We start from the raw sequence: 26,964 nt of genomic DNA, 5'->3' as shown, positions 1-26,964 counted from the left end.
GGGAGCGCGCTGCCGTGATCACGGTGCGCCGGCACAAGTTGCCGCCGGCGCCCAACAAGGAATTTCCATGAGCAAACAATTCGACGTGCTGGTGATCGGCGCCGGGCCCGGCGGCTATATCGCCGCCATCCGTGCCGGCCAGCTGGGCCTGAACGTGGCCTGCTGCGAAGGCAACCCGTATGACGATCCCAAGGGCGAAGCCCGCCTGGGCGGCACCTGCCTGAACGTGGGCTGCATCCCCTCCAAGGCGCTGCTGGCTTCCTCGGAAGAGTTCGAGAACGTCCAGCACCACCTGGGCGACCACGGCATCACCGTCGGCGACGTCAAGGTCGACGTGGCCAAGATGCTCAAGCGCAAGGACGATATCGTCGGCAAGATGACCAAGGGCATCGAGTTCCTGTTCCGCAAGAACAAGGTGACGCTGCTCAAGGGCTACGGCAAGTTCGTCGGCAAGAGCGCCGAAGGTTTCCAGGTCGAGATCGCCGGCGAAGTCGTGACCGCCAAGCAGGTCATCATCGCCACCGGCTCGAAGGCCCGCCACCTGCCGGGCATCACCGTCGACAACGACCTCGTCAGCGATAACGAAGGCGCGCTCAAGTTCCCGTCGGTGCCGAAGAAGCTGGGCGTGATCGGCGCCGGCGTGATCGGCCTCGAGCTGGGTTCGGTGTGGCGCCGCCTCGGCGCCGAGGTGAGCGTACTGGAAGCGCTGCCCGCCTTCCTGGGCGCCGCCGACGAAGGCGTGGCCAAGGAAGCGCAGAAGCAGCTGACCAAGCAGGGCCTGAAGTTCAGCCTCGGCGTGAAGGTGGACGAAGTCACGACCGGCAAGAAGGGCGTGACCGTCAAGTACACCGATAAGGACGGCGCGGCCCAGACCCTGGAAGTCGACCGCCTGATCGTGTCGGTCGGCCGCGTGCCGAACACCGACAACCTGGGCCTCGACGCAGTCGGCCTGGCAGTCGACCAGCGCGGCTTTATCGAGGTGGACGACCATTGCGCCACCAAGGTGCCGGGCCTGTGGGCGATCGGCGACGTGGTGCGCGGTCCGATGCTGGCGCACAAGGCCGAGGACGAGGGCGTGGCCGTGGCCGAGCGTATCGCCGGCCAGAAGCCGCATATCGACTACAACTGCGTTCCGTGGGTGATCTACACCTTCCCGGAAATCGCATGGGTCGGCAAGACCGAAGCGCAGCTCAAGGCCGAAGGCCGCGAGTACAAGGCCGGCCAGTTCCCGTTCATGGCCAACGGCCGTGCGCTGGGCATGGGCCACGCCGACGGCTTCGTCAAGATGCTGGCGGATGCCAGGACCGACGAGATCCTCGGCGTGCACATCGTTGCCGCCAACGCCTCGGACCTGATCGCGGAAGCCGTGGTGGCGATGGAATTCAAGGCCGCCAGCGAAGATATCGGCCGCGTCTGCCATCCGCATCCGTCGATGTCGGAAGTCATGCGCGAAGCCGCGCTGGCCGTCGACAAGCGCCAACTCAATATGTAAGGCGCGTGTCCGTCGTTGCCTGAGTACCGGCGCGCCCGCTCTGCGGCGCGCCGTTTTCACTTGCGGCGTGTGCCGCGTGAGCCCCGAGCATGAACGTCACCGAGTACTACGAGAAGGAACTGAAGGAGCGCGGCTACCAGTCCGACGAGGCCCAGCTGCGCGCCGTGGCCCGGCTGCAGCAGTGCTACGACGAATGGGTCGCCTACAAGGGGCGCCGCAACAACGCGCTGAAAAAGCTGCTGGTGCGCCCCGATGTGCCACAGGGCGTCTATATGTGGGGCGGGGTGGGGCGCGGCAAGTCGTTCCTGATGGACAGCTTCTACACCTGCGTGCCGGTGGTGCGCAAGACGCGGCTGCATTTCCATGAATTCATGCGCGAGGTGCATCGCCAGCTGGAAGAACTGCGCGGCCGTCCGGATCCTCTCGATGAACTGGCCAGGCGCATCGCGCGCCGTTTCCGCCTGATCTGCTTCGATGAATTCCACGTCAGCGACGTCGCCGACGCGATGATCCTGCATCGCCTGCTGCAGCAGCTGTTCGACAACGGCGTGCAGTTCGTGATGACCTCCAACTACCGCCCGGACCTGCTCTATCCGGACGGCCTGCACCGCGACCGCGTGCTGCCCGCGATCGCGCTGCTGCAGCAGAAGCTGGACGTGCTCAATGTCGATGCCGGCATCGACTACCGCAAGCGCGCACTGGAACAGGTGCAGGCCTACCACACCCCGCTGGACGCCAAGGCGAATTCGGCGCTGCGCGATGCCTTCACTTCGATTGCCGGCGTCGCCGACGAGTCGCCGCTGCTGCACATCGAGCACCGCGAGCTGCGCGCGCTGCGCAAGGCCAACGGCGTGGTGTGGTTCGACTTTGCCACGCTGTGCGGCGGCCCGCGCTCGCAGAACGACTACCTGGAACTGGCCTCGCAATTCCATACGGTGATCCTGTCCGACGTGCCGCGCATGACTCCGCGCATGTCGTCCGAGGCACGCCGCTTTACCTGGCTGATCGACGTCTTCTACGACCACAAGGTCAAGCTGCTGATGTCGGCGGAAGTGCCCGCCGATGAACTCTATACCGAAGGCCAGATGGCCAACGAATTCCATCGCACCGTGTCCCGCATCATCGAAATGCAGTCGCGCGAGTACCTGGAATCAGAGCGCCGCACCATGGATACGACGCTTACCTGAGTGGTGTTTCAGGCCCGGCGCAACAATAGCCGGGCCGCGTTGATCTATATCAAGTTGGAATCGGGGCGCGGACTATATCCTCGACTGGGTAAAAAAAGCTTCCCATGTCGCCGCCCCCAGCCACCAGTCCTTCCGCCAGCATGCTGGCGCCACTCGCGCCGCCCGTCCGGCGCGATGGCGCCGACACCGCCGCGCGCGCCGCCGCGGCGCTTGCCTGCTTCCATTGCGGTTTGCCGGTGACCGAGGCCGAGCCGCTTGCCGCCGACCTCGACGGCAGCCGCCGCGTTTTCTGCTGCGGCGGTTGCCAGGCCCTGGCGCAGACCCTCCATGCCGCCGGCTTTGCCCACCTGTACGGCGACGAAGCCCGCTTCGCCCGGCCCATCGACGACGACGCCCGACGCGAAGCCGAGCCGATCTGGGCCGCCTACGATGCCCCGGAACTGCGCGCGCAGTTTGTCCGCCCGCTCGATGGCGGGCGCGCCGAGATCACGCTGGCGCCCGAGAACATCCGCTGCGCCGCCTGCGCCTGGCTGATCGAACAGCATCTGTCCCGCCAGCCGGGCGTGGAATCGGCGGTAGCCAACGTCGCCACACGGCGCGTGGTGGTGCGCTGGCGCGACGGCGCCCAGACGGTCTCCGGGCTGCTGGCCGCGCTGGCCGGCATCGGCTACATGGCCTGGCCCTTCGAAGTCTCGCGCACCGACCAGCAGGACCGCCGCGCGCGCCGCGGCCTGCTGATGCGCATGGCGGTGGCCATGCTCGGCATGATGCAGGTGATGATGTACGCGTGGCCGATCTACACCCACGAGGCCAGCATCGATCCCGGCCAGCTGCAGTTGATGCGCTGGGCCAGCTTCGCGCTGACCTTGCCGGTGGTGGGCTACGCCGCCTCGCCAATTTTCGCCGGTGCCTGGCGCAGCCTGCGCCAGCGCCATATGGGCATGGACGTGCCGGTGGCGATCGGCGTCGCCGCCGGCTTTGCCGCCAGTGCGCTGGCGACGGTGCGAGGCGTGGGCGAGGTCTATTTCGATTCGGTGACGATGTTCGTCGCCTTCCTGCTGCTGGCCCGCTACCTGGAGCTGCGCGTGCGCCAGGCCTCGCGCAGCGGTGCCGAGATGCTGGCGCGCCAGTTGCCCGCCACATGCGAGCGGCTGGCCGCGGCCGGCGCGGCGGGCGAGCGCATCCCGGTCGCGCGCCTGCGCGCGGGGGATCTTATCCGCGTCAAGGCAGGCGAGATCGTCCCGGCTGACGGCGCCGTGACTTCGGGCACCAGCGACCTTGATGAATCCATGCTGACCGGCGAAAGCCGCCCGGTGCGCCGCTGCGCCGGCGACACCGTGCTGGCCGGCAGCTTCAATACCGCCAGCCCGCTGGAGCTGCGCGTGACCCGCGTCGGCGCCGGCACCCGGCTGGCCGAGATCGTCGCGGTGCTGGACCGCGCGCTGGCGGAGAAGCCGCGCCTGGCGACGCTGGCCGATCGCGTTGCGGGCTGGTTCGTGGCGACGCTGCTGGCACTGGCGGCATTGACCGGCATGGTCTGGGGCCTCTGGATCGATCCGTCGCGGGCCTTGCTGGTGACGATCGCGGTGCTGGTGGTCAGCTGCCCGTGCGCCTTGTCGCTGGCTACGCCGGCGGCACTGGCCGCGGCCGGCGCGGCGCTGTCGCGGCGCGGCGTGCTGCTGGCGCGCGGCCATGCGCTGGAAACGCTCGCCCGCGTCACCGACGTGGTGCTCGACAAGACCGGCACCCTGACCGAGGGCCGCTTCGCCGTGGCGGCGGTCGAGCCGCTGGGCGAAGCCGATGACGCCCGCTGCCTGGCGCTGGCCGCGGCGATGGAACGTGGCGGCGAGCACCCGATTGCGCGCGCGCTGGTGGCGGCGGCGCCGGATCAAGCAGGCCAGCCGCTGCACGTCAGCGACATGCGCAACGTGCCCGGCCGTGGCCTCGAGGCCGTGGTCGCAGGCCGCCGCCTGCGCCTCGGCCGTGCCGATTTTGTATGGGCGCTAAGCGGTGATGGCCAACCCGATCCGGCCAGTCCGGACAAACTGATGCATCCCGGTGCCACGCTGGTCTGGCTCGGCGCGGAGACCGGACCGCTGGCGTGCTTCGTGCTGGCCGACGTCGAGCGCCAGCAAACGCCCATGCTGCTGGCACGCCTGCGCGAACTCGGCGTGCGCTGCCATCTGGTATCCGGCGACAACCAGGCCGCGGTGCACTGGTGGGCCGCGCACTTCGGCATCGACCGCATGGCCGGCGCAGTGACGCCCGAAGGCAAGCGCGACTACGTGGCGCGGTTGCAGCAGGGCGGGGCCGTGGTGCTGGCGGTCGGCGACGGCATCAATGACGCGCCGGTGCTGGCACAGGCACAGGTATCGATTGCGATCGGCAGTGGCGCGCCGCTGGCCCAGGCCGGCGCCGACGCGGTGCTGACGCACGGCGGCGTGGCGGAGATCGCGACGGCGCTGGCCGTGTCGCGCCAGACGCGCCGGGTGGTACGGCAGAACCTGGGCTGGGCCTTTTTCTACAACGTGGTCGCCATTCCGCTGGCGGCGACGGGCCTGGTGACGGCCTGGATGGCCGGCATCGGCATGTCGCTGTCATCGCTGCTGGTGGTCGCCAATGCCTGGCGCCTGCTGCGCGCCGGCAAGCCGCGGCAACACGGAGCCTGACGATGGAAACGCTTTACCTGCTGGTGCCGATGAGCCTGGTGCTCGTGGTGGTCATCGCGGGCGCGCTGTGGTGGGCGCTTCATGCCGGGCAGTACGACGACCTGGACCGGCCTGCCGAATCGATCCTGCTCGACAACGACAAGCCGTGAGCCTGTTAGCGCGTGCCTCGGACCGGGGCCGCGCAAGCAGGTTCAAGACGTGCCCGGAGCGGCTTGATAAAGATCAACGCACCCGTGGCATGGTTTTTCTAAAGTCACACTGTCAGTAGGTTTTTTATTTTCACTAAGCTTTGGGGGTCTGAATGGATGTCACTGCCGCGTCTTCACGCGTCGACACCTTCAATTACGGCGTCGTAAGACAGTTCGCTGTCATGACGGTAGTCTGGGGGATCGTCGGCATGGCCGTCGGCGTGCTGCTGGCAGCACAGCTGATCTGGCCCGAACTCAACTTCAATACGCCGTGGCTGTCGTTCGGCCGGCTGCGTCCGCTGCATACCAACGCGGTGATCTTCGCCTTCGGCGGCAGCGCGCTGTTTGCCACCTCCTACTACGTGGTCCAGCGCACCTGCCAGGCGCGCCTGTTCTGCGGCCCGCTGGCCGCGTTCACGTTCTGGGGCTGGCAACTGGTCATCGTCGCGGCCGCCATCACGCTGCCGCTGGGCATCACCACCTCCAAGGAATACGCCGAACTAGAATGGCCGATCGACCTGCTGATCACCGCAGTCTGGGTGGCCTACGCCATCGTGTTCTTCGGCACCATCGTCAAGCGCAAGACCCGGCATATCTACGTCGCCAACTGGTTCTTCGGCGCCTACATCCTGACCATCGCCATCCTGCATATCGTCAACAACATCGAGATGCCGGTGTCGCTGTGGAAGTCCTACTCGGCCTATGCCGGCGTGCAGGACGCGATGATCCAGTGGTGGTACGGCCATAACGCCGTCGGCTTCTTCCTGACCACCAGCTTCCTGGGGATGATGTACTACTTCATTCCCAAGCAGGCCGAGCGCCCGATCTTTTCCTACCGCTTGTCCATCGTCCACTTCTGGGCACTGAACTTCACCTACATGTGGGCCGGCCCGCACCACCTGCAGTACACCGCGCTGCCCGACTGGGCGCAGTCGCTGGGTATGGTGTTCTCGCTGATCCTGCTGGCCCCCTCCTGGGGCGGCATGATCAACGGCATCATGACCCTGTCGGGTGCCTGGCACAAGCTGCGCACCGACCCGATCCTGAAGTTCCTGGTGGTGGCGCTGTCGTTCTACGGCATGTCCACGTTCGAAGGCTCGATGATGTCGATCAAGACCGTCAACGCGCTGTCGCACTACACCGACTGGACCATCGGCCACGTGCACTCCGGCGCGCTCGGCTGGGTCGCGATGATCTCGATCGGTTCGCTGTACTACCTGATTCCGCGGCTGTTCGGCGAGAAGCAGATGTACAGCGTGCGCCTGATCGAATGGCACTTCTGGATCGCGACCATCGGCGTGGTGCTGTATATCGCCTCGATGTGGATCGCGGGTGTGATGGAGGGCCTGATGTGGCGCGCCACGCAGCCGGACGGCACCCTGACCTACGCCTTCGTCGAAGCGGTCAAGGCCAAGTACCCGTTCTATCTGATTCGCCTGCTGGGTGGCATGTGCTTCCTGTCCGGCATGCTGCTGATGGCCTACAACATCGCCAAGACCATTGCCGGCAAGCCCGCCGTGGATGCGCCGATTCCGGCCAGCATCGCCGCCTCTGCCCATTGATCAATCCAGGATAGAAAGATGTCCGACAAACAACGCTTCTTTTCCCACGAAACGCTGGAGAAGAACATCGGCTGGCTGATCATCTGCACGATCCTCGTGGTCAGCATCGCAGGTCTGGTCCAGATCGTGCCGCTGTTCTTCCAGCACTCCACCACCGAGCCGGATCCGGGCATCACGCCGTATTCGCCGCTGCGGCTGATGGGGCGCGATGTCTATATCCGCGAAGGCTGCGTCGGCTGCCATTCGCAGCAGGTGCGCACGCTGCAGGCCGAGACCGAGCGCTACGGCCATTACTCCACCGCCGGCGAATCGGTCTACGACCATCCGTTCCTGTGGGGCTCCAAGCGTACCGGTCCCGATCTGGCACGCGTGGGCGGCCGCTACTCCGACGACTGGCAGCGCATCCACCTGCGCAACCCGCGCGACGTGGTGCCGGAATCCGTGATGCCGTCGTACCCGTGGCTGGAGAAGGCCGAGCTGCCCACCAACGATATCCAGGCGCGCATGCGCGCGCTGGTCAGGCTGGGCGTGCCGTACACCGACGCCGAAATCGCAAAGGCGCCGGAAGAGCTGAAAGGCAAGACCGAAGAAGATGCGCTGGTTGCCTACCTGCAGGGCCTCGGCACCAACCGCCGCAACGTCCGCGTCGATGCCGCCGCAGCGGCACCGAAGGAGTAAGCCATGGCCATGATCACTGCCATTGCGACCGTCGTGTCAATGGTCGTCTTCCTCGGCATCTGCTGGTGGGCCTGGTCCGCCGGCCGCCAGGCCGCCAACCGCGAATCCGCCATGCTGCCGTTCGCGCTGCCTGACGAAACTACGACAACATCGAGCCGGAACACCTAGCCATGAGCGATTTCATTTCCGAATTCTGGAGTTATTACATTGCCGCCATCGCGCTCATCGGCATCGTCTGGTGCGTATGGCTGCTGTTTTCGCAACGCAAGATCACCAAGACCCCCGGTGGCTCGGAAGATACCGGCCATGTCTGGGACGGCGATCTGCGCGAACTGAACAACCCGCTGCCGCGCTGGTGGATGTGGATGTTCCTGCTGGCCTGCATTTTCGGCCTTGCTTACCTCGTGCTGTACCCGGGCCTGGGCTCGTACGCCGGCGTGCTGAAGTTCTCCACGCAGGGCGAACTGGCCGCGCACCGGGCGGCGCAGGAGCGCATGCAGAACGAGATCTACGGCAAGTACCTGAAGATGGACGTCAAGCAGGTGGCGGCGGACCCGCAGGCGCGCGAGATCGGCCAGCGCCTGTTCCTGAACTACTGCGCGCAATGCCATGGCTCGGACGCGCGCGGCAGCCGGGGCTTCCCCAACCTGACCGATAACGACTGGCTGTACGGCGGTGAGCCCGAGACCATCAGCCAGACCATCACCAAGGGCCGCAACGGCGTGATGCCGCCGTTTGGCGCATCCATCGATGCCAAGCAGGCGGGCGACGTGGCGCAGTATGTTCGTTCGCTGTCCGGGCTGTCGTCGGATCCGATCCGGGTATCGCGCGGCGAAGGCGCGTTCAAGACTACCTGCGTGGCCTGCCATGGCTCCGGCGGCAAGGGCAACCAGGCGCTCGGTGCGCCGAACCTGTCGGACAACGTCTGGCTCTATGGCAGCTCGGAAGCCAGCATTGTCGAGGCCATCCTGAAGGGCCACAACAACCATATGCCGGCACACGAGGAGATCCTGACGCCCGAACGCATCCGCATGCTGACGGCCTATGTGTGGGGTTTGTCCAATACGGGAAGCGGAGCCGGGCAATGATCGACGACTCATGTGAGCGAGCGCTCGGGGCTCGCGGGAGAACTCGCCCATGAACGCGCCCGGGACCGACGAAGTGGCCCGGGCGGCCGACCTGCAACGGTCGGCCGCTGCGCCGGGCGAAACCTCGGAAGAAACCCTTTACGAGGTCCGCCGCAAGATCTATCCCCGCTCGGTGAAGGGCGCGTTCTCCAGCTGGCGGGTCTGGCTGGTGATCCTGACCCAGCTGATCTATTACGGCACGCCCTGGCTCCAGTGGAACGGACGCCAGGCCGTGCTGTTTGATCTTGGCGAGCGCAAGTTCTATATCTTCGGGCTGGTGCTGTGGCCGCAGGACGTCATCTACCTGGCCGTGCTGCTGGTGATCTCGGCACTGGCGCTGTTCCTGTTCACGGCGATCGCGGGGCGGCTGTTCTGCGGCTACGCGTGCCCGCAAACGGTCTATACCGAGATCTTCATGTGGATCGAGCGGCGGGTCGAAGGCGACCGTATCGCCCGTATCCGCCTCGACGGGGATCCGTGGAGCCTGCGTAAACTCCGCATCAAGGCAACCAAGCATTTCCTGTGGGTACTGATCGCACTCTGGACCGGCTTCACGTTCATCGGCTACTTTGCGCCGATCCGGGAACTAGGCGGCGAGGTGCTGGCGCTGTCGCTGGGACCCTGGCAGGCGTTCTGGATGCTGTTCTATGCGTTTGCCACGTGGGGCAACGCCGGCTTCATGCGCGAGCAGGTGTGCAAGTACATGTGCCCCTACGCGCGTTTCCAGAGCGTGATGGTGGACCGCGACACCTATGTCGTGACCTATGACGTCGGCCGGGGCGAGCCGCGCGGCAGCCGCTCGCGCAAGACCGACCATCACCAGGCTGGCCTGGGCGATTGCGTCAACTGCAGCATCTGCGTGCAGGTGTGCCCGACCGGCATCGATATCCGCGATGGCCTGCAGTACGAGTGCATTGGCTGTGGCGCCTGCATCGACGCCTGCAACCAGGTCATGGACAAGATGGACTACCCGCGCGGGCTGATCCGGTACACCTCGGAAAACGCGATGCGCAAGGGTCTGTCCGCTGCGGCATCGCGCAAACGCCTGCTGCGTCCGCGCGTCATCATCTACTCGGTGATCTGGGCGGCGCTGCTGGCGGGATTCATGGCGTCGATCATGTTGCGCACGCCGCTGAAGGTCGACATCATCCGCGACCGCGGTGCGCTGGGCCGGGAAGTGGAAGGGCGCTGGATCGAGAACGTCTATCGGCTGCAGCTGATCAACACCACCGAAGCGCCGATGCAGATCCGCGTGCGCGCCGACAGCGATGAATTGAAGGACCTGATGGTCGAATACGACAAGCAGGCCGAATCGCTGGCGCCGACCTCCAACCGGCTGCTGCCGATCCGCATCCGCGTGCCGATCGAGGCCGCCAGGCAGGGCACGCACAAGATCAACGTAACGGTAACGAGCGAAGGCACGGAGCAGGGGCATGCCGAAATCCGGCAATCCACCAGTTTTATCGTGCCGCGCGATTTGTGAAGCTAGGCGACTCTTACGTAGTCGCCAGGACGAAGGGGGCAAGATGAGTCGGCAAGGCAATCCGTGGTGGAAGGAACCGTGGCCGTGGCTGCTGATGGCCGGGCCGCTGGTGGCCATGGTGGCGTGCGGCGTGACGATCTGGCTGGCGGCGGCGCATCCCGACATGCCGGTACAGGGCGCGACGCGGCATGGCCTGGTGGTGGAGAAGATGGAAGCTGTGCCGCCCAAGTCCGCGGCAGCGAGGCAGCCATGAGGCTGCGCTGGCTGATGTGGGTGCTGTGGCCGGGCTTCCTGATGGCGGGCCTGGCGACGGCGACGGTTTTTTCCGTCGTCGATCCGGGCGACCTGAAATTCTTCGGCCATCCGATCGAATCGTCGCGCGAGTCCGTCTATACCGTCGGCTTCCTGCTGGCGTGGGTGTTCTGTGCGTTGTCCAGCGGACTGACGCTGTACACCATGCCGACGCGGCTTGCCGATACGGACGAGCTGGAATAGGAAAGGGACGCGGCGTTGCCGCCGCCGCAGGCGGCGCGGCAACGCCGCGGTGGCTCAGCAGGTACGGCTGTAGAGTTGCTTGATGCCGTCGATGTCGATCAGCTTGACATGCCGCTGGCGGATCTGGATCAGCCCGGCCTCGGCAAAGCGAGAGAACAGCCGGCTGACGGTCTCGAGCTTCAGGCCGAGGTAGCTGCCGATCTCTTCGCGGCTCATGCGCATCACGAACTCGGACGCGGAATAGCCGCGCGCGGACAGCCGTTCCGACAGGTTGATCAGGAAGGCGGCCAGGCGTTCCTCGGCGCGCATCGAGCCGAGCGTGACCAGCATCAACTGGTCATGCGTGATTTCCTTGCCCATCAGGCGCAGGAATTGCTGCTGCAGCGAAGGCAGGTCGGCCGACAGCGACTGCAGGTCGTTCATGCGGACCACGCAGACTTCGGTATCTTCGAGCGCGGCCGCATCGGATGCATGCTGCATCTCGCCCAGGCCGTCGAGGCCGACGATTTCACCGGGCAGGTGGAAACCGGTAATCTGCGAGCGTCCGTCTTCGGTGGTGACATGCGTCTTGAGCGTGCCGAAGCGGATGGCGTAGACCGCAGTGAGCGGGTCACCCATGCGGTAGAGGGTTTCCCCCTTGTGCACGCGGATGCGTTCCTGCACCAGCGTGTCGATCTTGGCAAGGTCTTGCTGCGACATGCCAACCGGAAGGCACAGCTGTCCCATTGCACAGGTGGAGCAGCGGGGCGACATCTCGGTAATGGGGATGGAGGTGAGCAATTGGAACCTGCTAGAAATGGCAGCGGGGCACGATATGGTCATTTTACCGTGCGATGTGATCCGGCAGGGAGACAGAATTGACATTTGGCGTATTGATCAGCGTTTTCCTGCTTGCCCTGCTTGGCGGCGTGCACTGTGCCGCCATGTGCGGCGGGGTGGCGCTGGCTGTCGAGCAGCGGCGCTGCAAGACTGCGCCGGTCGGCCTGGTGCGCAGCAGGACTGCGTGGCTCGGAGAGTTATTGGTAATGCACTTTGGCAGGATTAGCACCTATATGCTGCTCGGTGCCGCGCTGGGCGCCGCCGGCGCCACGGCCTGGAGACAGGACTACCTGCCGGTGCAGCGCTGGCTGTTCGGCGCCGGCAGCCTGATGCTGCTGTGGTCGGGGTGGCGTTTGCTGCGCGGCAGTACCTTTACCGTGACCTGGCTGGAGCGGCTGGCGGCGCGCGCCAGCACTGCGATGGCCGGCCGGCTCGGCGGGCTTGCCGGCGCGATGCCGGCCTTCGTGCGGGCGCGCGGCGGGCTGGCCCGGCGTTACGGCGTGGGCCTGGCGTGGGGGCTGGTACCCTGCGGCATGGTCTACGGTGCGCTGACGCTGGCACTGCTGGCGGGCAATGCCGGCTCGGGTGCGCTGGTGATGGGCGTATTCGGGCTTGGCACGCTGCCGAACCTGCTGGTGCTGTCCGGGCTGTCGGGCTATCTCAGGCTGTGGTCGCGGCGGCCGGGCGTGCGCCTGGGCGCGGGCCTTGCCGTGATGGCGTTCGGCGGGCTTGGCATCGCGCGGGCGGTGCTGCTGCCACATTCGCTGGCGGAACAGGGCTTCTGCCTGGTCTTTTGACGCGGCACGGGGCATCGTGCGGCGTTGGCACCCCGCGCAAGCAGGATGATGGTTGCAGGCGGAGGCGGGAATGCCATACAATCGCCTGCATTGCGGTATCGCGCGGAGTCAGACAGGCTGCGGTAAGCAGCGGCGAACAGCGCCTGGCGGCCTTCATATCCGAAGGCGCGCTCGGGACGCGGGAAGCGGAAGGCTTTCGATGAGCGCCAGTCCCCGCGGTCCATCCGGTTCAAAAGATCTGGTTCAAAAGTCCGGTTGGCGCTGCGGCGTGGCAGATGCCGGCCTTGCTCCCGATACCCGTATTTTCTTGCGTCCGAGGCGTTCAGTTCGCCGACCGCGATGTCCGCTTGTGTGGACGAGCGACGCAAGAGGTTCGCTGGCCGGTCCATGACGGCATGCGGACGATCTCCTGCCGGAAGCCCCGGCAACTCGATGCAAAGAAAGGGAAGTGCACGGCCTGGGTGCGGCAGGTATCCGGCTCGCTGCGCGATGAGATGGCGGTGGCTTTGGCACCGCTGTATCCAAAATCTCCGGTGCCCCGGATCCGTCCGGGAGCAGGTGCAAAGACAGGCTGCACACCATCAACATGAATACCCAAGAGGCGAAGATCGTCCTCGAAACGGCGCTGATCTGCGCGCAGGAACCGTTGCGCGTCAACGATCTGCGCCGCCTGTTCGACGATGACGTCGGCGCAGACACCATCCGCGTGCTGCTGGATGAACTGCGCCAGGACTGGCGCCCGCGCGGCGTGGAACTGGTCGCGCTGGCCAGTGGCTGGCGATTCCAGAGCCGGCCCGAAATGCGGGAATACCTCGACCGCCTGAATCCGGAAAAACCGCCAAAATACTCGCGCGCGGTGATGGAGACGCTGGCGATCATCGCCTACCGCCAGCCGGTGACCCGCGGCGATATCGAGGAAATCCGCGGCGTGACGGTCAGTACGGAAGTGATCAAGAAGCTCGAGGACCGCAGCTGGATCGAGGTGATCGGCCATCGCGATGTGCCGGGTCGCCCGGCGCTGTATGCCACCACCAAGGCATTCCTGGACGACCTCGGGCTGCGCACGCTCGACGAGCTGCCGCCGCTGGAGGATGCCCAGGCACAGGCGCAGGCCGCCCTGCTGGAGCAGCAGGCGATCAATTTCGAGGACCTGGCGGCTCACAAGCCGGCCAGCGCCGATGAGGAAGCCTTTGCCGAGCCGGTCACGCCGGCCGACACATCGGCAGCGGCCGAGCCGTCGCCCGCGCGCGATGGCGAAACCGCCGCGCGCGAAGACGGTGCCGATGGCTTTGATGCGCAGCCGCTGCCGCTGGCTGCCGAGGCGGTGGCGGGCGATGCCGCCGAACCGGTCGCGCCCTCTGCGGAGGCAGCGCGGGACCAGCGGCCGGACGACGGCATCGCGCCGCACCCGAGCGAGCACGACGAGCGCGTGCCGAACTGAACAACATGCAACATCCGATAGTGAATATCTTGTCTGATTCCGTTGAGCAAGACGCCCGCCATGCGGGTGCATCCGCCGACACCGGCGCCGCAGAACCCGGAACGGGCAGCGACGCCGCGCCCCGCCGCAAGGGGCTGCGCCGCGGTCTGAGGAACCTGGTGGCATCGCGTCGCCAGGCGGCGCAGGGCCGCGCGGAGGGCGCTGAAGGCGCCGAAGGCGCCGGCGCGGTCGGCCCGGGCGATGCCGCAGAGGCGGGGGGCGCCGCAAGCGCGGGCGCAGCTGGTGCAGGGCGTGGCGGCCAGCGTGGCCGCGGCAAGCGCAAGACGGGCCAGGGCGAAGGCGGGCAGGGCAGCCAGGGCGGCAGCAAGGCAGACAAGATCGACCGCGCGGCCCGGGCCGAAGGCGCCGACAAGCCGGAGCAGCCGGCCCGCAAGCGCAAGCAGGCCCCGCGCGGCGGCAAGGCGGCCACGTCCGGCGACAACCAGGGCGCCGGCGCACGCCAGCAGGGCCGGCGCAAGGATGGCGGCAAGCCGCAGGCCGCGCGCAAGGGCCAGGCCGGTGGCGACAAGGCCGCGGCGAGCAGCGAAGACCTGTTCCGCTTCGTCATCTCCGAGCAGTACGACAGCGAAGACACCGTCATCCCGCGCACCAAGGCCAAGCCGGTGCGCGAGCTGACCGCCGATGACGACGCGCCCAAGCTGCACAAGGTGCTGGCCGACGGCGGCCTGGGTTCGCGCCGGGAGATGGAAGAGCTGATCCTGCAGGGCCGGGTCTCGGTCAACGGACTTCCCGCGCATATCGGCCAGCGCATCCTGCCGGCCGACCAAGTCCGCGTGAACGGCAAGCTGATCCACCGCAAGGTGTCGACCAAGCCGCCGCGCGTGCTGCTGTACCACAAGCCTGCCGGCGAGATCGTCAGCCAGTCCGATCCGGAAGGCCGTCCGACCGTGTTCGACAACCTGCCGCGCATCAAGACCGGCAAATGGGTCGCGGTGGGCCGGCTGGACTTCAATACCGAAGGCCTGCTGATCTTCACCACCTCGGGCGACATTGCCAACCGGTTCATGCATCCCCGCTACGGGGTCGAGCGCGAATACGCGGTGCGCACGCTGGGCGAGCTGGCCGAAGCCGACCGCCAGCGCCTGCTGCACGGCATCAAGCTCGATGACGGCGAGGCCAACTTCCTGCGCATTGCCGACGGTGGCGGCGAGGGCGCCAACCATTGGTACCACGTGGCCCTGACCGAAGGCCGCAATCGCGAAGTGCGCCGCATGTTCGAGGCGGTCGGCCTGACCGTGTCGCGCCTGATCCGCACCCGCTACGGCCAGTTCCTGCTGCCGCGGGGCCTCAAGCGCGGCCGCTGGCAGGAAGTGGAGCCGAATGACGTCAAGACGCTGATGAGCAGCGTCGGCCTGAAGGTGCCCGGCAAGGGCGAGCAGGCGCCCAAGGGCGCCACCAAGGTGGGCGGGCGCAAGCAGCGCACCGAGGCGGCGATTGCCGGCATGCCGATGCATACCGGCATGGACGGCCTGCCGCGCTTCGATCAGGGCGGCGCGCGCGGCGGCGGTGGCCGCAGCAGCCAGCCGGATCCGATGAAGACGTCGATGGGCTATATCAGCCATGGGCCGACGCTGCTGACTTCGCACGCTGCCAACCTCGGCGGTGGCCGCGGCGCCGGCGCGCGCCAGGGACGTGGAGGCAGTGCCGGCATGGGCGGCACGAGCGGCGCCAGAGGCCAGGCCGGTCAGGGTCAGGGCAAGCCTCGCCGCGGTGGCGAGGCCAATGGCAACGTGATGCCGAAGGCAGCCAAGTCCGGCGGCAACCGTACGCCGCGTGGCGGCGGCGGCAACCGGGGTGGCAACCGCGGCGGCAATCGTTAAGCGCCGCGGGCGGCGCATGGCGGGAACAACGCCTGCCAGCGCCGCATGCCGTTCGCGGTAATGTCTGGCTTTTGCCTTTTCGACATAATCCGCGTATAATTCAAGTCTATTCAAAAAGCCATCCTCGTCCGAGGATGGGCGAATGATGGGCATTGCGCCCATTTTTTTTTGGTTCGCCCGTTTTTCGGTGCTTCCGCGTGGGCGGAAGAGGTGGCGGACAGGCAGCGCTGCAACAGGGTCGTCCCGGACGGCACCGGCGGGTTTGCCTGCCACGGTGTTGATGGCCATTACTCGGGATAACAGTGCATCTGGCAGATTTGATCGAAACCACCCTAAGCGGCATGGGATATGAGCTGGTCGAGCTCGAGCGTGCCCCGGCCGGATTGCTGCGTGTCTACATCGATCAGCCTGAAACCGGCATTGCCATCGAGGATTGCGAAAAGGTGAGCCGCCAGCTCACCCACGTGTTTACGGTCGAGAACGTCGACTATGAACGCCTCGAGGTCTCGTCGCCCGGACTGGACCGGCCGCTGAAGAAGCTGGCCGACTTCATCCGCTTTGCCGGCGCCGAGGCGCGCGTGACGCTGCGCCTGCCCGTCAACGGACAGAAGAACTTTACCGGCATCCTGCGCGAGCCCACCGGCGCCGCGGGCGAGGAGAAGATCGGCCTGGAGTTCGAGGGCAAGGATGGCCCGGCGCTGCTGGAATTTGCCGTATCCGATGTCGACAAGGCACGTCTGGTGCCGGTGATCGACTTCAAAGGAAATCAAAGAAAAGGGAACAAGCAATGAGCCGCGAAGTTCTGTTGCTCGTCGATGCGCTTGCGCGTGAGAAGAACGTCGACAAGGATGTGGTATTCGGTGCCCTGGAGGCGGCGCTCGCCTCGGCCACCAAGAAGCGTTTCGAGGAAGACGTGGATATCCGTGTCGCGATCGATCGCGAGTCGGGCGAGCATGAAACCTTCCGCCGCTGGCTGGTCGTTCCCGACGAGCTGGGCCTGCAGGAGCCGGACAAGCAGATCCTGCTGTTCGAGGCCCGCGAGGAAAACCCCGCTATCGAGCTGGGTGACTATATCGAGCAGCAGATCGAGTCGGTCGAGTTCGGCCGCATCGGCGCGCAGGCCGCCAAGCAGGTGATCCTGCAGCGTATCCGCGATGCCGAGCGCGAGCAGATCCTGAACGACTACCTCGACCGCGGCGAAAAGATCATGACCGGCACGGTCAAGCGCGCCGACAAGAAGGGGCTGATCGTGGAATCCGGCCGCGTCGAGGCGCTGCTGGCCCGTGACCAGATCATCCCCAAGGAAAACCTGCGCACCGGCGACCGCGTGCGCGCCTATATCCTGAATGTCGACCGCGCCGCGCGTGGCCCGCAGATAGAGCTGTCGCGCACTGCACCCGACTTCCTGATCAAGCTCTTCGAGAACGAAGTGCCGGAAATGGAGCAGGGCCTGCTGGAGATCAAGGCGGCTGCCCGCGACCCGGGCGTGCGCGCCAAGATCGCGGTGGTGGCGCACGACAAGCGCATCGACCCGATCGGCACCTGCGTGGGCGTGCGTGGTACGCGCGTGACCGCGGTGCGCAACGAGATCGGCGGCGAGGCGGTGGACATCGTGCTGTGGTCGGAAGACCCGGCGCAGTTCGTGATCGGCGCGCTGGCGCCAGCACAGGTGCAGTCGATCGTGGTCGATGAAGAGAAGCACAGCATGGACGTGGTGGTCGACGAGGAAAACCTCGCCGTGGCCATCGGCCGCAGCGGTCAGAACGTGCGCCTGGCGTCCGAGCTGACCGGCTGGCAGATCAACATCATGACGCAGGAAGAATCGGCGCAGAAGCAGGCCGAAGAGAGCGATGTGGTGCGCAAGCTGTTCATGTCCAAGCTGGACGTGGATGAGGAAGTGGCAGACATCCTGATCGAGGAAGGCTTCTCCACGCTGGAAGAAGTGGCTTATGTCCCCATCAGTGAAATGATGGAGATCGAGGCCTTTGACGAAGACACCGTCAACGAGCTGCGCAATCGCGCGCGTGATGCGCTCCTGACGATGGAACTGGCCCGGGAAGAAAAGGTGGAAGAGGTGTCGCAGGACCTGCGCTCGCTCGACGGCCTCAACCCGGAACTGATCGGCAAGCTGGCCGAAGGCGATATCCATACGCGTGACGACCTGGCCGAACTGGCCGTGGACGAGCTGGTCGAGATGACTGGTGTCAGCGAGGAAGAAGCCAAGTCGCTGATCATGAAAGCACGGGAACATTGGTTCAACTGAGGGACACGCCCGACCGCTGAAACCGGACCGGGCGCGCTTTCCGCAACAATTTGTCCCGACGTAGAAACCAAGCATTGAAAGGGTTTGAATGGCAAGCACAACAGTTGCCCAACTGGCCGCAGAACTGAGTCGCAGCGCAGCTGCCCTGCTGGAACAATTGCAGGCGGCTGGGGTGGGCAAGGCGACGCCAGAAGACATCATCACGGAATCGGATAAGACCAGGCTGCTGGACTATCTGAAGCGCTCGCACGGCCAGTCCGACGACAGCGCCCGCAAGAAGATTACGCTGACCAAGCGCGAAACCTCCGAGATCCGCCAGTCGGATGGCACCGGCAAGACCCGCACGGTCCAGGTGGAAGTGCGCAAGAAGCGCGTGCTGATCAAGCGCGACGAAGCTGCGCATGACGCCCAGGCCGACGGTGCCGAGGCGCGAGCCGCGGTGGTCGACGCTGCCGAAGAGGCACGTCGCGAAGAGGAAGAACGCCGCCAGGCCGAACTGCTGGCGCGCCAGGAAGCTGAAGCCAAGGCCGCCCGCGAGGCAGCCGAGCGTGAGGAAGCCGAGCGCCGTGTCCGCCAGGAAGCCCTGGAGGCTGAACAGCGCCGCCAGGCCGAACTCGCCGCCCGCAAGGCAGAGGAAGAGGCTGCGGCATCGCGCGCCGTGACCGAGGCCAACGAGGATGCCTCGCGCAAGAAGGCAGAGGACGAGAAGGCACGCGTCGCCGCTGAACGCGCCGAGGCGCAGAAGGCGGCGGACGAGGCCAAGGCCGCTGCCGACAAGGCCCGCGCCGAGCAGGAAGTCGCTGCGCGCAAGCGCCGCGAGGCTGCCGAAGCCGAGGCTCGTGCGATCCAGCAGATGCTGAACGCACCTCCGCGCGTGCTGAAGGCGCCGTCCGAGCGCAAGGCTGAAGAAAAGAAGGCCGAGCAGACTGGTACGCTGCACAAACCGGTGAAGCCGGCCGGTGCGACCACGGAAGCGAAGAAGGACGACAAGAAGCCGGCCACAACGACCACGACCACGGCAACCGCCGACAAGAAGGGCAAGGTCGTGAAGGCGGGCTGGCAGGACGACAGCAGCCGCAAGAAGGGCAGCGGCCTGAAGACGCGCGGCGATTCGTCGGGCGGCGTGGGCGGCTGGCGCGGTGGCCCGCGTGGCCGTGGCGGCAGGCAGCAGCACGACGACAGCCGCAGCAGCTTCCAGGCGCCGACCGAGCCGGTGGTGCGTGACGTGCATGTGCCTGAAACCGTCTCCGTGGCCGATCTCGCGCACAAGATGGCGGTGAAGGCGTCAGAGGTCATCAAGCAGATGATGAAGCTCGGCCAGATGGTGACGATCAACCAGGTGCTGGACCAGGAAACCGCCATGATCGTGGTGGAAGAAATGGGCCACAAGGCGTTCGCCGCCAAGCTGGACGATCCGGAAGCGCTGCTGGTGGTGGACGGTGAAGAACACACCGACGCCGAGCAACTGCCGCGTCCGCCGGTGGTGACCGTGATGGGTCACGTCGACCACGGCAAGACCTCGCTGCTGGACTACATCCGCCGCACCAAGGTGGCCGCGGGCGAAGCCGGCGGCATTACGCAGCATATCGGTGCCTACCATGTGGAAACCGACCGGGGCGTGATCACCTTCCTGGACACCCCGGGTCACGAGGCCTTTACGGCCATGCGTGCCCGCGGTGCCAAGGCAACCGACATCGTGATCCTGGTGGTCGCAGCCGACGACGGCGTGATGCCGCAGACCAAGGAGGCGATTGCGCACGCCAAGGCTGCCGGCGTGCCCATCGTGGTGGCGATCAACAAGATCGACAAGCCCGATGCCAACCCGGACCGCGTCAAGCAGGAACTGGTTGCGGAGCAGGTGGTGCCGGAAGAATACGGCGGCGATTCGCCGTTCGTGCCGGTGTCCGCCAAGATGGGTACCGGTGTGGAAGACCTGCTCGAGCAAGTGCTCCTGCAAGCCGAAGTGCTGGAACTGAAGGCGCCGGTCGACGCCCCGGCCAAGGGCCTGGTGGTGGAAGCCCAGCTCGACAAGGGCAAGGGCCCGATCGCAACCATCCTGGTCAGCAGCGGCACGCTCAAGCGTGGCGACGTGGTCCTGGCTGGCAGCGCCTACGGCCGCGTGCGCGCCATGCTGGACGAGAACGGCAAGCCGACCAAGGAAGCTGGCCCGTCGATCCCGGTGGAAATCCAGGGCCTGTCGGAAGTGCCGGCCGCCGGTGAGGAAGTGCTGGTGCTGCCGGACGAGCGCAAGGCGCGCGAAATCGCGTTGTTCCGCCAGGGCAAGTTCCGCGACGTGAAGCTGGCCAAGCAACAGGCCGCCAAGCTGGAGAACATGCTCGAGCAGATGACGGAAGGCGAAGTCCAGACGCTGCCGCTGATCGTCAAGGCCGACGTGCAGGGTTCGCAGGAAGCGCTGGTGCAGTCGCTGCAGAAGCTGTCGACGGCGGAAGTGCGCGTGCAGATCGTGCACGGCGGCGTGGGTGGCATCTCCGAGTCCGACGTCAACCTGGCGACGGCATCGAAGGCGGTCATCATCGGCTTCAACGTGCGTGCCGATGCGGGCGCGCGCAAGCTGGCCGAGCACAATGGCATCGATATCCGCTACTACAACATCATTTACGATGCGGTAGACGAGATCAAGGCGGCGATGTCGGGCATGCTGGCGCCGGAGAAGCGCGAAACCACCACCGGCACGGTCGAGGTGCGCCAGGTGTTCCGCGTGCCGAAGGTCGGCGCGGTGGCCGGCTGTATGGTCACCGACGGCGTGGTCAAGCGCAATTCGCTGGTGCGCGTGCTGCGCAACAACGTGGTCATCCACGACGGCGAGCTGGATTCGCTGAAGCGCTTCAAGGACGACGTCAAGGAAGTCAAGCAAGGCTTCGAGTGCGGTCTGTCGATCAAGAACTTCAACGATGTTCAGGAAGGCGACCAGCTCGAAGTGTACGAAATCACCGAGGTGGCGCGTACGCTGTAAGCGTCGCAAGCAACGGCAGGCCTCGGCCTGCCGTTGTCATCTCAGCAGAACAGTATTGAATGGCCAAGAAAGGCAATATCTCCTCCCGCAACCTCCGCATCTCCGACCAGATCCAGAAGGACCTGGCCGAGATGATCCAGCGCGAGCTGCGCGACCCGCGCCTCGGCCTGGTCACGCTGCAGTCGGTCACGCTGACGCCCGATTATGCGCACGCCAAGGTGTACTTCACCGTGCTGGGGGCCGACGCCACCGAGGCCGCAGCCATCCTCAACGAGAAGGCGGGCTACCTGCACTCGCTGCTGTTCAAGCGCCTGCACATCCATACCGTGCCGACGCTGCATTTCCATCACGACACCTCGGTCGAGCACGCGATCGAGATGTCCAAGCTGATCAACGAAGCGAACGCCACGCGTTCGAAAGACGACTGAGCCGGTGCCCATGCCGCCAGGCATGGGCAGCGCGACCACCAGGGTCGCACGCCGCGCTGCATCAGCGTCGCTCCTGTTTCCTCCGATGACCGATTCCAACGCCGCTCGCCCGCCGCGCCTGCCGCGCCGCGACGTCCATGGTGTGCTGCTGCTCGACAAGCCGCTGGGCCTGTCGTCCAACGATGCGCTGGTGCGCGCCAAGCGCCTGCTGCGCGCCAACAAGGCCGGGCATACCGGCACGCTCGACCCGCTGGCCACCGGCTTGCTGCCGCTGTGCTTCGGCGAGGCCACCAAGTTCTCGCAGGACCTGCTGGAAGCGGACAAGACCTATGACGCCGTGGTGCGGCTGGGTGCGCGCTCCAGTACCGGCGATGCCGAGGGCGAGTTGCTCGATGTCCGTGAGGTGACCTGCGACCGCGCCGCGGTGGAGCAGGCGCTGGTGCGCTTTACCGGCGAGATCGAACAGGTGCCGCCGATGCATTCGGCGCTGAAGAAGGATGGCCGCCCGCTGTATGAGTACGCGCGCGCAGGGCAGACGGTCGAGCGCGCCGCGCGCCGTGTCACCATCCACGCGATCGAACTGCTGGATTGCGCGCTGCCCCCGGCGTTCACCACGGCTGCGTTCACCATGCGCGTGACCTGCAGCAAGGGCACCTACATCCGCACGCTGGCCGAGGATATCGGCGAGGCGCTGGGCTGCGGCGCCCACCTGACCGGGCTGCGCCGCATTGCCGTGGGCGACCTGACGCTGGACGGTGCGGTGACGCTCGAGCAGATCGAGCATCAGGACGATGCCGCGCGGCCAGGCATGCTGGCCCCGGTCGACGCCTTGCTGCAGAAAAGCCCGCCCGTGACGCTGGACGAAGCTGCCGCTTCGCGCTTCCTGCAGGGACAGCGCATTGCGCGCCGCGACCTGCCCGAGGGCACCGATATCGCGGAAGGCGTGCTGGCGCGCGTCTATGCCGGCGCGCCGGCGCGCCTGCTCGGCGTTGCCCGCATGCGCGAGGGCGCTTTGCGGCCGGAGCGACTGGTCAAGCTGTAGGCGCCGCTCCTTGCCGGTATCGGATCAGTCGAGCGTGATTTTCGCTGCCTTGATCACATCGGCCCACATCTTGCGGTCCTGTGCCAGGAACCCGGCGAAATGCTCCGGCGTGTCGCCGACCGGCTCGGAGCCGAATTCCGCCATCTTCTTCTTCACTTCCGGATTCGCCAGCGCCTTCACCAGTGCCTGGTTGTAGCGGGCGACGATCGGCCTGGGCAGGTCCTTCGGGCCGAAGATCCCTTGCCAGGTCGGCATATTGAAATCCTTCAGGCCGCTCTCGGCCAGCGTCGGCACGTCGGGCAACAGCGGCGAGCGCTTGCTGCCGGTGACGGCGATGGCGCGGACCTTGCCGGACTTGGCCAGCGCTGCCGCGGTGGTGATGTTGTCGACGGTCATGGCGATATGGCCGCCCATCAGGTCGGTGATCACCGGCGTGGCGCCCTTGTACGGCGCGTGGACCATATCGACGCCGAGGCGATGCAGCATGGTCTCGGCGATCAGGTGGTTGGACGTGCCGACGCCCGCGGTGCCATAGGTGACCTGTGGCGTCTTTTTTACGTACGCGGTGAAATCTGCCATCGACTTGACTGGCAGGGCGGGGTTGATGATGACGACGTTGGGCTGCGTCGCCAGCATGGCGATCGGCGTAAAGTCATCCGCCTTGTACGGCGTGCCCTTCGGGTTGAGCACATGCGTCACCGCCATCGCACCGGCCGCGCCCATGCCGATGGTATAGCCGTCGGCCGGCGCCTTGGCCAGCTTGTCGGCGGCGATATTGCCGCCCGCGCCCGGCACGTTTTCCACCACCACCGGCACGCCGAGGCTTTCGGACAGCGGTCCCTGCACCAGCCGCGCCAGCAGGTCGGCGGAACCGCCCGGCGCGAAGCCGACCAGCAACCGCACCGGCTTCGACGGCTTCCACTCCTGCGCATGCGCGCCCGTGGCCGCTACCGCGCCCAGGCTCATGTACACCATGCCGCGCAGCAGCGGCCCCATCCACTTCGCCACCTTTTCCATTGTTACTTCCGCTCCAGCAATGTCACAGGCAATCTGTCAGCGGGCTTGCCCTTACCCGAAAAAACATCACAGGCCGGATTCGTTGCGGCCTGCCAATACCTGGCCCAACAGCCTGGCCACCATCCGGTTGGAGAGCAGCACCGGCGCACGGGCATGGCGCGCGACTTCCGCCCGCATTGCCTCGGTATAGCCCATGCAGTGCATGACTACGAGGTCGCAGCCGCGCAGCACCTCGCCGGCCCGCGCGAAGCGGCCGGTGCCCGTGTCGGCGCCGGTGTCCGTGTAGGGCGATGCATGCGTGACACGCATTTCGCAGGACACGGGCTCGATCAGGTGGAAACTGCCGACCTGGCCTTCGAGGGGCAGCACGATGCCGAGCCGCTTGCATCCCCGGGCGAGCGCGACAGTCAGGTGATCCACTACCTGCTGCGGCTCGATCACCAGCGTGCGCAGCGGCGGCAGCGCGGTGCCTGTGCACAGCGGCACCAGTGCGTCGAAGCGGCCATCGTCCAGCGATGCCATCAGCCGCGCGAGCATGGCCTCGGCCACGGGCTTGCCCATCACTGCCTGCGAGCCGTCGCGCAGGCGGCTGGCAAAGCGGTATTCGCCGCTGGTAGGGGCGAGTGCGGCGATTTGGTCGGCGTCGAGGTCGTCGAGGATGCCGAATTCTTCCGCCGCCACTGGCAGGCCCAGGTCGGCCAGCACCTGCGGCACCACGTCGGTCCGCGGCGCCTGCCCGATGGTGACGAACGCCACGCGCGGCAGCCGTTCGGCCGTGGCAGTCATGCCGCCACCCCAACGGTTTGCAGGTGCGCCAGCGAGCCGTAGCGCCGCTGCAGTTCGGCCCACTCGTCCACGTCGTAGAAGGGGCACTGGCCCTGGCCGAACAGTTTCGCAGCCTCGATGCAGAAGCGCGTCGCCACGTCCAGGTCATGCGCATTGGTCACGCCGGTCGCGCAGCCCGGCACCGTGGTCTGCGCGGTCAGGGCGACGCCGACCACCGGTGCATCGGTGACGATGGCGGGCTGCATGATCGAATTGACGTGCCACAGGCCGTTTTCGTAAGGCGTGATGTCCTGCGTGGTCAGCGGCAACACCACCGGCAGCTCGCCGCTGACCCAGCCGATCAGGTCCAGCATGCGTTCGGGCAGCCGCAGCAGCCAGCCTTGCTTGGCTACCGGCGTCAGCGCGATGCCGCGCCGGTTGACGAAGCGGTTGCCGCGCGTGGTATCGACCGACAGGATCGCCGCCATTTGCGGATGGACCTCGTGCGACATCATCGTGCGCATGGCGAAGGGCGACTTCATCATTGGCACCGGCTGGTGCGGACGCGTGGCAGCGTGCGGGCAGATGTGGGTATGGATACGGACGGGGCCGGCCAGCACGTCGCCGCCGGCGGCCATGTCGGCCAGCTTCAGCGCGGTGGCGACCGCGACGATGGCGCCGTCGGCATCGGAGACCAGCCCGGTCACGGCCGGGCGCGCGCCCACGCCGCCAAGGCGTCCGACCACGCCCAGCGCGGGTGCGTCGGGGTTGCGGCCGGGCAGCGTGCAGGCGAGGAAGTCGGTGTAGAGGCCGTTTTCTTCCACGCGCGTCACCGCGACGTCGCTGATGCCGCGTGCGCGCAGCAAAGCGGCAACGGCTGCGCCGTCGACATTGGCTGCGGACAGCAACTCGATCGATTCAATCACCTGCTTGATGGACATCTTGCTTGGCTTTCCTGTATTGCGATGGGTCAGATGGCAGTGGCGCAGGCCGGCACCGACAATGCGCCGGGGGCGACGTCTTCGATCTCCTGGCCAAGGAACCAGCGTGCGCCATGCGCGCCGCCCATCTCCATGCGATCGCCCGAGACGCGCACCCAGTTGCCTTCCGGCAAGCCCAGCACCGGCATCCGCGGCTGCAGCACGGTGAACTCGGCCAGGCGCTGGTCACGCGTTTCGCCGCGGAAGCCCGGCACCACCAGGTTGAAGTAGTGCGGGTTGATCTGGAAGGGCACCAACGCAAGCGCATCGAGGCCGCCGGGGTCGGCGACCGGCATGTCGTTGGTGGTGCGGATGGTCGGGCAGGCGACGTTGGTGCCGGCGCTCCAGCCGATATAGCGCGCGGCGCCCGCCGTCACCTGGCGCGCGATGACGGACAGCAGGCCGCGTTCGCGCAGGCATTGCAGCAGGCGGAAGGTGTTGCCGCCACCGATGACGATCAGTTCGGCCGCTTCCACTGCCCGCACGCAGTCGGCATCGGAGAGCCGGTGCGGCGAGTGCGCGTCGATGCCCGCTGGGGCCAGTGCGTCGCGCACCAATGCTTCATACGTGTCCCAGTCGCGCGTGACGCCGGCGAACGGAAGGAAGCAGGCACGGGTGCGCCCGCCGGCCAGTTCGCGGATGGCGTCGTGGGCATGGACGAGGTAGCCCGCGTCGCTGGAGGAGTTGCTGAGTAACAGGAGTTCCATGGGATTTAGCTGCCGGGATGGCTAGTGACCGGCGGTGTCGCCGGGTTGGAGCCAGAGCGGATCGCCGATGCGCTGCCCGACCGGCGCCACCGCCTGCACCAGCGTTTCCCGCAGCGCGTGGGCCTGGGCCTGGCTGACCTGCATCGCGGTGAACGACAGGCACAGGCCGCGCACATCGCCGGAAAGCGGATCGGCCAGCGTGGTGGCCACCGCGCCGATGCCCGGCATGCCTTCATTCACGGCGATCGCGCTGCGCTCGCGGCTGGCGCTTGCCACGCGCTCGGCCAGCTCGGCCACGGTAGCGGGGCAGCCAGCCGGCGCCTCGGGCAATTTGCGCGCGCCGGAGGTGCCATAGCGTGCGCTGAAATCGGCTTGCGGCAGGCGCGAGAGCAGCACGCGGCCCATCGCGGTGGTGAATGCCGGCCGCCGCGCCCCCGGCGGCGACAGCACTTGCACCGGGTTGCTGCCGTTCAGGCGCTGCAGGACCACCGTGTCGGTGCCGTCGAGCATCGACAGGTAGGCGGTGAAGCCGGTGGAGTCCGACAGCGAGGCCAGGATGGTCCGGCATTGCTCGTCGAACGGATGCGCCTGCGTCGCCGCCTGGGCGGCGCGGATCAGGAGTGTCCCGGGGCGGTAGCGCCGCGTCGATGGCTGCAGCTCCAGCAGCCGGTAGCGCACCATCTGCGCCAGCAGCCGCGAAGCCGAGCTCTTGGCCAGGCCGAGTTCGTCAATGACGTCGTTGAACGTGACCTCGTGCCGCCCCTGTTCGAACATGGCCAGCACGCATTCCACGCCTTCCAGAATGCTCACACCGTCGCTCCGTCTCTTTGATCTTCGGTTTGGTTCCGTTTTTAGGAACCATGGTTCCGTAAATCGGTTCGGAAATCATAGGACGCCCGGGGCCGGAATACAAGGGGTCCAGCGAGAAGACAAAAAAGGGACGCTCGCAAGCGTCCCTTTGTCCACCGGC

General features: G+C 66.5%; 25 protein-coding genes. 19 read left to right on the top strand and 6 right to left on the bottom strand.

Annotated elements, in window-relative coordinates:
• Nucleotides 1-67 precede the first annotated feature (67 nt).
• The 11 genes from lpdA (at nt 68) to CBM2586_RS09570 (ending at nt 10,881) form a co-directional block, all read left to right on the top strand.
• Nucleotides 68-1,492, top strand: coding sequence for a dihydrolipoyl dehydrogenase (lpdA, locus tag CBM2586_RS09620; RefSeq protein ID WP_115687330.1), 1,425 nt, complete (start codon nt 68-70; stop codon nt 1,490-1,492).
• An 89-nt stretch (nt 1,493-1,581) separates the two neighbouring features.
• On the top strand, nt 1,582-2,679 hold the full coding sequence (gene zapE, locus CBM2586_RS09615) for a cell division protein ZapE (RefSeq protein WP_115687329.1): 1,098 nt from the start codon (nt 1,582-1,584) through the stop codon (nt 2,677-2,679).
• A gap of 104 nt (nt 2,680-2,783) precedes the next feature.
• Nucleotides 2,784-5,348 (top strand): heavy metal translocating P-type ATPase, encoded by a 2,565-nt coding sequence (locus tag CBM2586_RS09610; protein ID WP_115687328.1) that lies wholly within the window; start codon nt 2,784-2,786, stop codon nt 5,346-5,348.
• A 2-nt stretch (nt 5,349-5,350) separates the two neighbouring features.
• A complete protein-coding gene (gene ccoS / locus CBM2586_RS09605) occupies nt 5,351-5,497 on the top strand; it encodes a cbb3-type cytochrome oxidase assembly protein CcoS (protein WP_010809469.1) in 147 nt (48 codons plus the stop codon).
• Between the two features lie 152 nt (nt 5,498-5,649).
• Nucleotides 5,650-7,098, top strand: coding sequence for a cytochrome-c oxidase, cbb3-type subunit I (ccoN, locus tag CBM2586_RS09600; RefSeq protein WP_115661843.1), 1,449 nt, complete (start codon nt 5,650-5,652; stop codon nt 7,096-7,098).
• Between the two features lie 18 nt (nt 7,099-7,116).
• A complete protein-coding gene (gene ccoO / locus CBM2586_RS09595) occupies nt 7,117-7,776 on the top strand; it encodes a cytochrome-c oxidase, cbb3-type subunit II (RefSeq protein WP_115661844.1) in 660 nt (219 codons plus the stop codon).
• Between the two features lie 3 nt (nt 7,777-7,779).
• Complete coding sequence (locus CBM2586_RS09590) at nt 7,780-7,944, top strand: cbb3-type cytochrome oxidase subunit 3 (protein WP_010809472.1); 165 nt, start codon at nt 7,780-7,782, stop codon at nt 7,942-7,944.
• A 2-nt stretch (nt 7,945-7,946) separates the two neighbouring features.
• Nucleotides 7,947-8,864, top strand: coding sequence for a cytochrome-c oxidase, cbb3-type subunit III (gene ccoP / locus CBM2586_RS09585; protein ID WP_115661845.1), 918 nt, complete (start codon nt 7,947-7,949; stop codon nt 8,862-8,864).
• Nucleotides 8,865-8,913: 49 nt separating this feature from the next.
• The gene (ccoG, locus tag CBM2586_RS09580) at nt 8,914-10,386 is read left to right on the top strand and encodes a cytochrome c oxidase accessory protein CcoG (protein ID WP_115661846.1); all 1,473 of its coding nucleotides are present in this window, start codon (nt 8,914-8,916) and stop codon (nt 10,384-10,386) included.
• A 43-nt stretch (nt 10,387-10,429) separates the two neighbouring features.
• Nucleotides 10,430-10,639, top strand: coding sequence for a FixH family protein (locus tag CBM2586_RS09575; protein WP_115661847.1), 210 nt, complete (start codon nt 10,430-10,432; stop codon nt 10,637-10,639).
• Nucleotides 10,636-10,881, top strand: coding sequence for a hypothetical protein (locus CBM2586_RS09570; RefSeq protein ID WP_012353116.1), 246 nt, complete (start codon nt 10,636-10,638; stop codon nt 10,879-10,881). Before CBM2586_RS09575 ends, CBM2586_RS09570 begins: the two co-directional genes overlap by 4 nt.
• Nucleotides 10,882-10,935: 54 nt before the next feature.
• Here the strand turns inward: CBM2586_RS09570 and fnr are convergent, their stop codons facing one another.
• Nucleotides 10,936-11,661 carry a fumarate/nitrate reduction transcriptional regulator Fnr gene (fnr, locus tag CBM2586_RS09565; protein ID WP_115661848.1) on the bottom strand — a complete coding sequence of 242 codons (726 nt, stop codon included), beginning with the start codon at nt 11,659-11,661 and terminating at the stop codon, nt 10,936-10,938.
• Nucleotides 11,662-11,738: 77 nt separating this feature from the next.
• Here fnr and CBM2586_RS09560 point away from each other — a divergent pair, with 77 nt between their 5' ends.
• The 8 genes from CBM2586_RS09560 (at nt 11,739) to truB (ending at nt 22,525) form a co-directional block, all read left to right on the top strand.
• Nucleotides 11,739-12,497: a sulfite exporter TauE/SafE family protein gene (locus CBM2586_RS09560; protein WP_115687327.1), complete on the top strand. Its 759-nt coding sequence runs from the start codon at nt 11,739-11,741 to the stop codon at nt 12,495-12,497.
• A 586-nt stretch (nt 12,498-13,083) separates the two neighbouring features.
• On the top strand, nt 13,084-13,938 hold the full coding sequence (gene scpB, locus CBM2586_RS09555) for an SMC-Scp complex subunit ScpB (protein WP_115687326.1): 855 nt from the start codon (nt 13,084-13,086) through the stop codon (nt 13,936-13,938).
• Between the two features lie 5 nt (nt 13,939-13,943).
• The gene (gene rluB / locus CBM2586_RS09550; protein ID WP_115687325.1) at nt 13,944-15,818 is read left to right on the top strand and encodes a 23S rRNA pseudouridine(2605) synthase RluB; all 1,875 of its coding nucleotides are present in this window, start codon (nt 13,944-13,946) and stop codon (nt 15,816-15,818) included.
• 302 nt (nt 15,819-16,120) lie between these two features.
• Nucleotides 16,121-16,609, top strand: a complete 489-nt coding sequence (gene rimP / locus CBM2586_RS09545; RefSeq protein WP_018007726.1) for a ribosome maturation factor RimP — start codon at nt 16,121-16,123, stop codon at nt 16,607-16,609.
• Nucleotides 16,606-18,081 (top strand): transcription termination factor NusA, encoded by a 1,476-nt coding sequence (nusA, locus tag CBM2586_RS09540; RefSeq protein WP_115661852.1) that lies wholly within the window; start codon nt 16,606-16,608, stop codon nt 18,079-18,081. The genes rimP and nusA overlap by 4 nt, the downstream gene beginning before the upstream one ends.
• Before the next feature lie 88 nt (nt 18,082-18,169).
• The gene (gene infB / locus CBM2586_RS09535) at nt 18,170-21,055 is read left to right on the top strand and encodes a translation initiation factor IF-2 (protein ID WP_115687324.1); all 2,886 of its coding nucleotides are present in this window, start codon (nt 18,170-18,172) and stop codon (nt 21,053-21,055) included.
• A gap of 59 nt (nt 21,056-21,114) precedes the next feature.
• A complete protein-coding gene (gene rbfA / locus CBM2586_RS09530) occupies nt 21,115-21,483 on the top strand; it encodes a 30S ribosome-binding factor RbfA (RefSeq protein WP_115687323.1) in 369 nt (122 codons plus the stop codon).
• Between the two features lie 85 nt (nt 21,484-21,568).
• Nucleotides 21,569-22,525, top strand: coding sequence for a tRNA pseudouridine(55) synthase TruB (gene truB / locus CBM2586_RS09525; RefSeq protein ID WP_115687322.1), 957 nt, complete (start codon nt 21,569-21,571; stop codon nt 22,523-22,525).
• Nucleotides 22,526-22,549: 24 nt separating this feature from the next.
• Here the strand turns inward: truB and CBM2586_RS09520 are convergent, their stop codons facing one another.
• From CBM2586_RS09520 to CBM2586_RS09500, 5 genes are all read right to left on the bottom strand, one after another.
• Entirely contained in the window at nt 22,550-23,542 is a 993-nt protein-coding gene (locus CBM2586_RS09520; RefSeq protein WP_115687321.1) for a Bug family tripartite tricarboxylate transporter substrate binding protein, read from the bottom strand.
• A gap of 66 nt (nt 23,543-23,608) precedes the next feature.
• A complete protein-coding gene (locus tag CBM2586_RS09515; protein WP_115687320.1) occupies nt 23,609-24,328 on the bottom strand; it encodes an AroM family protein in 720 nt (239 codons plus the stop codon).
• Nucleotides 24,325-25,248, bottom strand: coding sequence for a DUF1177 domain-containing protein (locus CBM2586_RS09510; RefSeq protein WP_115687319.1), 924 nt, complete (start codon nt 25,246-25,248; stop codon nt 24,325-24,327). The genes CBM2586_RS09515 and CBM2586_RS09510 overlap by 4 nt, the downstream gene beginning before the upstream one ends.
• 29 nt (nt 25,249-25,277) lie before the next feature.
• Complete coding sequence (gene pepE, locus CBM2586_RS09505; protein ID WP_115687318.1) at nt 25,278-25,994, bottom strand: dipeptidase PepE; 717 nt, start codon at nt 25,992-25,994, stop codon at nt 25,278-25,280.
• 21 nt (nt 25,995-26,015) lie between these two features.
• Nucleotides 26,016-26,804 (bottom strand): IclR family transcriptional regulator, encoded by a 789-nt coding sequence (locus tag CBM2586_RS09500; RefSeq protein WP_115687317.1) that lies wholly within the window; start codon nt 26,802-26,804, stop codon nt 26,016-26,018.
• Nucleotides 26,805-26,964 lie beyond the last annotated feature (160 nt).

This window comes from Cupriavidus taiwanensis (genome assembly GCF_900250115.1).
GTDB lineage: Bacteria > Pseudomonadota > Gammaproteobacteria > Burkholderiales > Burkholderiaceae > Cupriavidus > Cupriavidus taiwanensis_B.
Note: the sequence above shows the minus strand (reverse complement) of the source record. Positions and strands in the feature narration are given on the sequence as shown.

What these genes read in the sequence shown, in the direction of transcription:
- lpdA (WP_115687330.1), top strand. Translation starts at nt 68, where the DNA reads ATGAGCAAACAATTCGACGTGCTGGTGATCGGCGCCGGGCCCGGCGGC.
- zapE (WP_115687329.1), top strand. Translation starts at nt 1,582, where the DNA reads ATGAACGTCACCGAGTACTACGAGAAGGAACTGAAGGAGCGCGGCTAC.
- CBM2586_RS09610 (WP_115687328.1), top strand. Translation starts at nt 2,784, where the DNA reads ATGTCGCCGCCCCCAGCCACCAGTCCTTCCGCCAGCATGCTGGCGCCA.
- ccoS (WP_010809469.1), top strand. Translation starts at nt 5,351, where the DNA reads ATGGAAACGCTTTACCTGCTGGTGCCGATGAGCCTGGTGCTCGTGGTG.
- ccoN (WP_115661843.1), top strand. Translation starts at nt 5,650, where the DNA reads ATGGATGTCACTGCCGCGTCTTCACGCGTCGACACCTTCAATTACGGC.
- ccoO (WP_115661844.1), top strand. Translation starts at nt 7,117, where the DNA reads ATGTCCGACAAACAACGCTTCTTTTCCCACGAAACGCTGGAGAAGAAC.
- CBM2586_RS09590 (WP_010809472.1), top strand. Translation starts at nt 7,780, where the DNA reads ATGGCCATGATCACTGCCATTGCGACCGTCGTGTCAATGGTCGTCTTC.
- ccoP (WP_115661845.1), top strand. Translation starts at nt 7,947, where the DNA reads ATGAGCGATTTCATTTCCGAATTCTGGAGTTATTACATTGCCGCCATC.
- ccoG (WP_115661846.1), top strand. Translation starts at nt 8,914, where the DNA reads ATGAACGCGCCCGGGACCGACGAAGTGGCCCGGGCGGCCGACCTGCAA.
- CBM2586_RS09575 (WP_115661847.1), top strand. Translation starts at nt 10,430, where the DNA reads ATGAGTCGGCAAGGCAATCCGTGGTGGAAGGAACCGTGGCCGTGGCTG.
- CBM2586_RS09570 (WP_012353116.1), top strand. Translation starts at nt 10,636, where the DNA reads ATGAGGCTGCGCTGGCTGATGTGGGTGCTGTGGCCGGGCTTCCTGATG.
- scpB (WP_115687326.1), top strand. Translation starts at nt 13,084, where the DNA reads ATGAATACCCAAGAGGCGAAGATCGTCCTCGAAACGGCGCTGATCTGC.
- rluB (WP_115687325.1), top strand. Translation starts at nt 13,944, where the DNA reads ATGCAACATCCGATAGTGAATATCTTGTCTGATTCCGTTGAGCAAGAC.
- nusA (WP_115661852.1), top strand. Translation starts at nt 16,606, where the DNA reads ATGAGCCGCGAAGTTCTGTTGCTCGTCGATGCGCTTGCGCGTGAGAAG.
- infB (WP_115687324.1), top strand. Translation starts at nt 18,170, where the DNA reads ATGGCAAGCACAACAGTTGCCCAACTGGCCGCAGAACTGAGTCGCAGC.
- rbfA (WP_115687323.1), top strand. Translation starts at nt 21,115, where the DNA reads ATGGCCAAGAAAGGCAATATCTCCTCCCGCAACCTCCGCATCTCCGAC.
- truB (WP_115687322.1), top strand. Translation starts at nt 21,569, where the DNA reads ATGACCGATTCCAACGCCGCTCGCCCGCCGCGCCTGCCGCGCCGCGAC.
- CBM2586_RS09520 (WP_115687321.1), bottom strand. Translation starts at nt 23,542, where the DNA reads ATGGAAAAGGTGGCGAAGTGGATGGGGCCGCTGCTGCGCGGCATGGTG.
- CBM2586_RS09515 (WP_115687320.1), bottom strand. Translation starts at nt 24,328, where the DNA reads ATGACTGCCACGGCCGAACGGCTGCCGCGCGTGGCGTTCGTCACCATC.
- CBM2586_RS09510 (WP_115687319.1), bottom strand. Translation starts at nt 25,248, where the DNA reads ATGTCCATCAAGCAGGTGATTGAATCGATCGAGTTGCTGTCCGCAGCC.
- pepE (WP_115687318.1), bottom strand. Translation starts at nt 25,994, where the DNA reads ATGGAACTCCTGTTACTCAGCAACTCCTCCAGCGACGCGGGCTACCTC.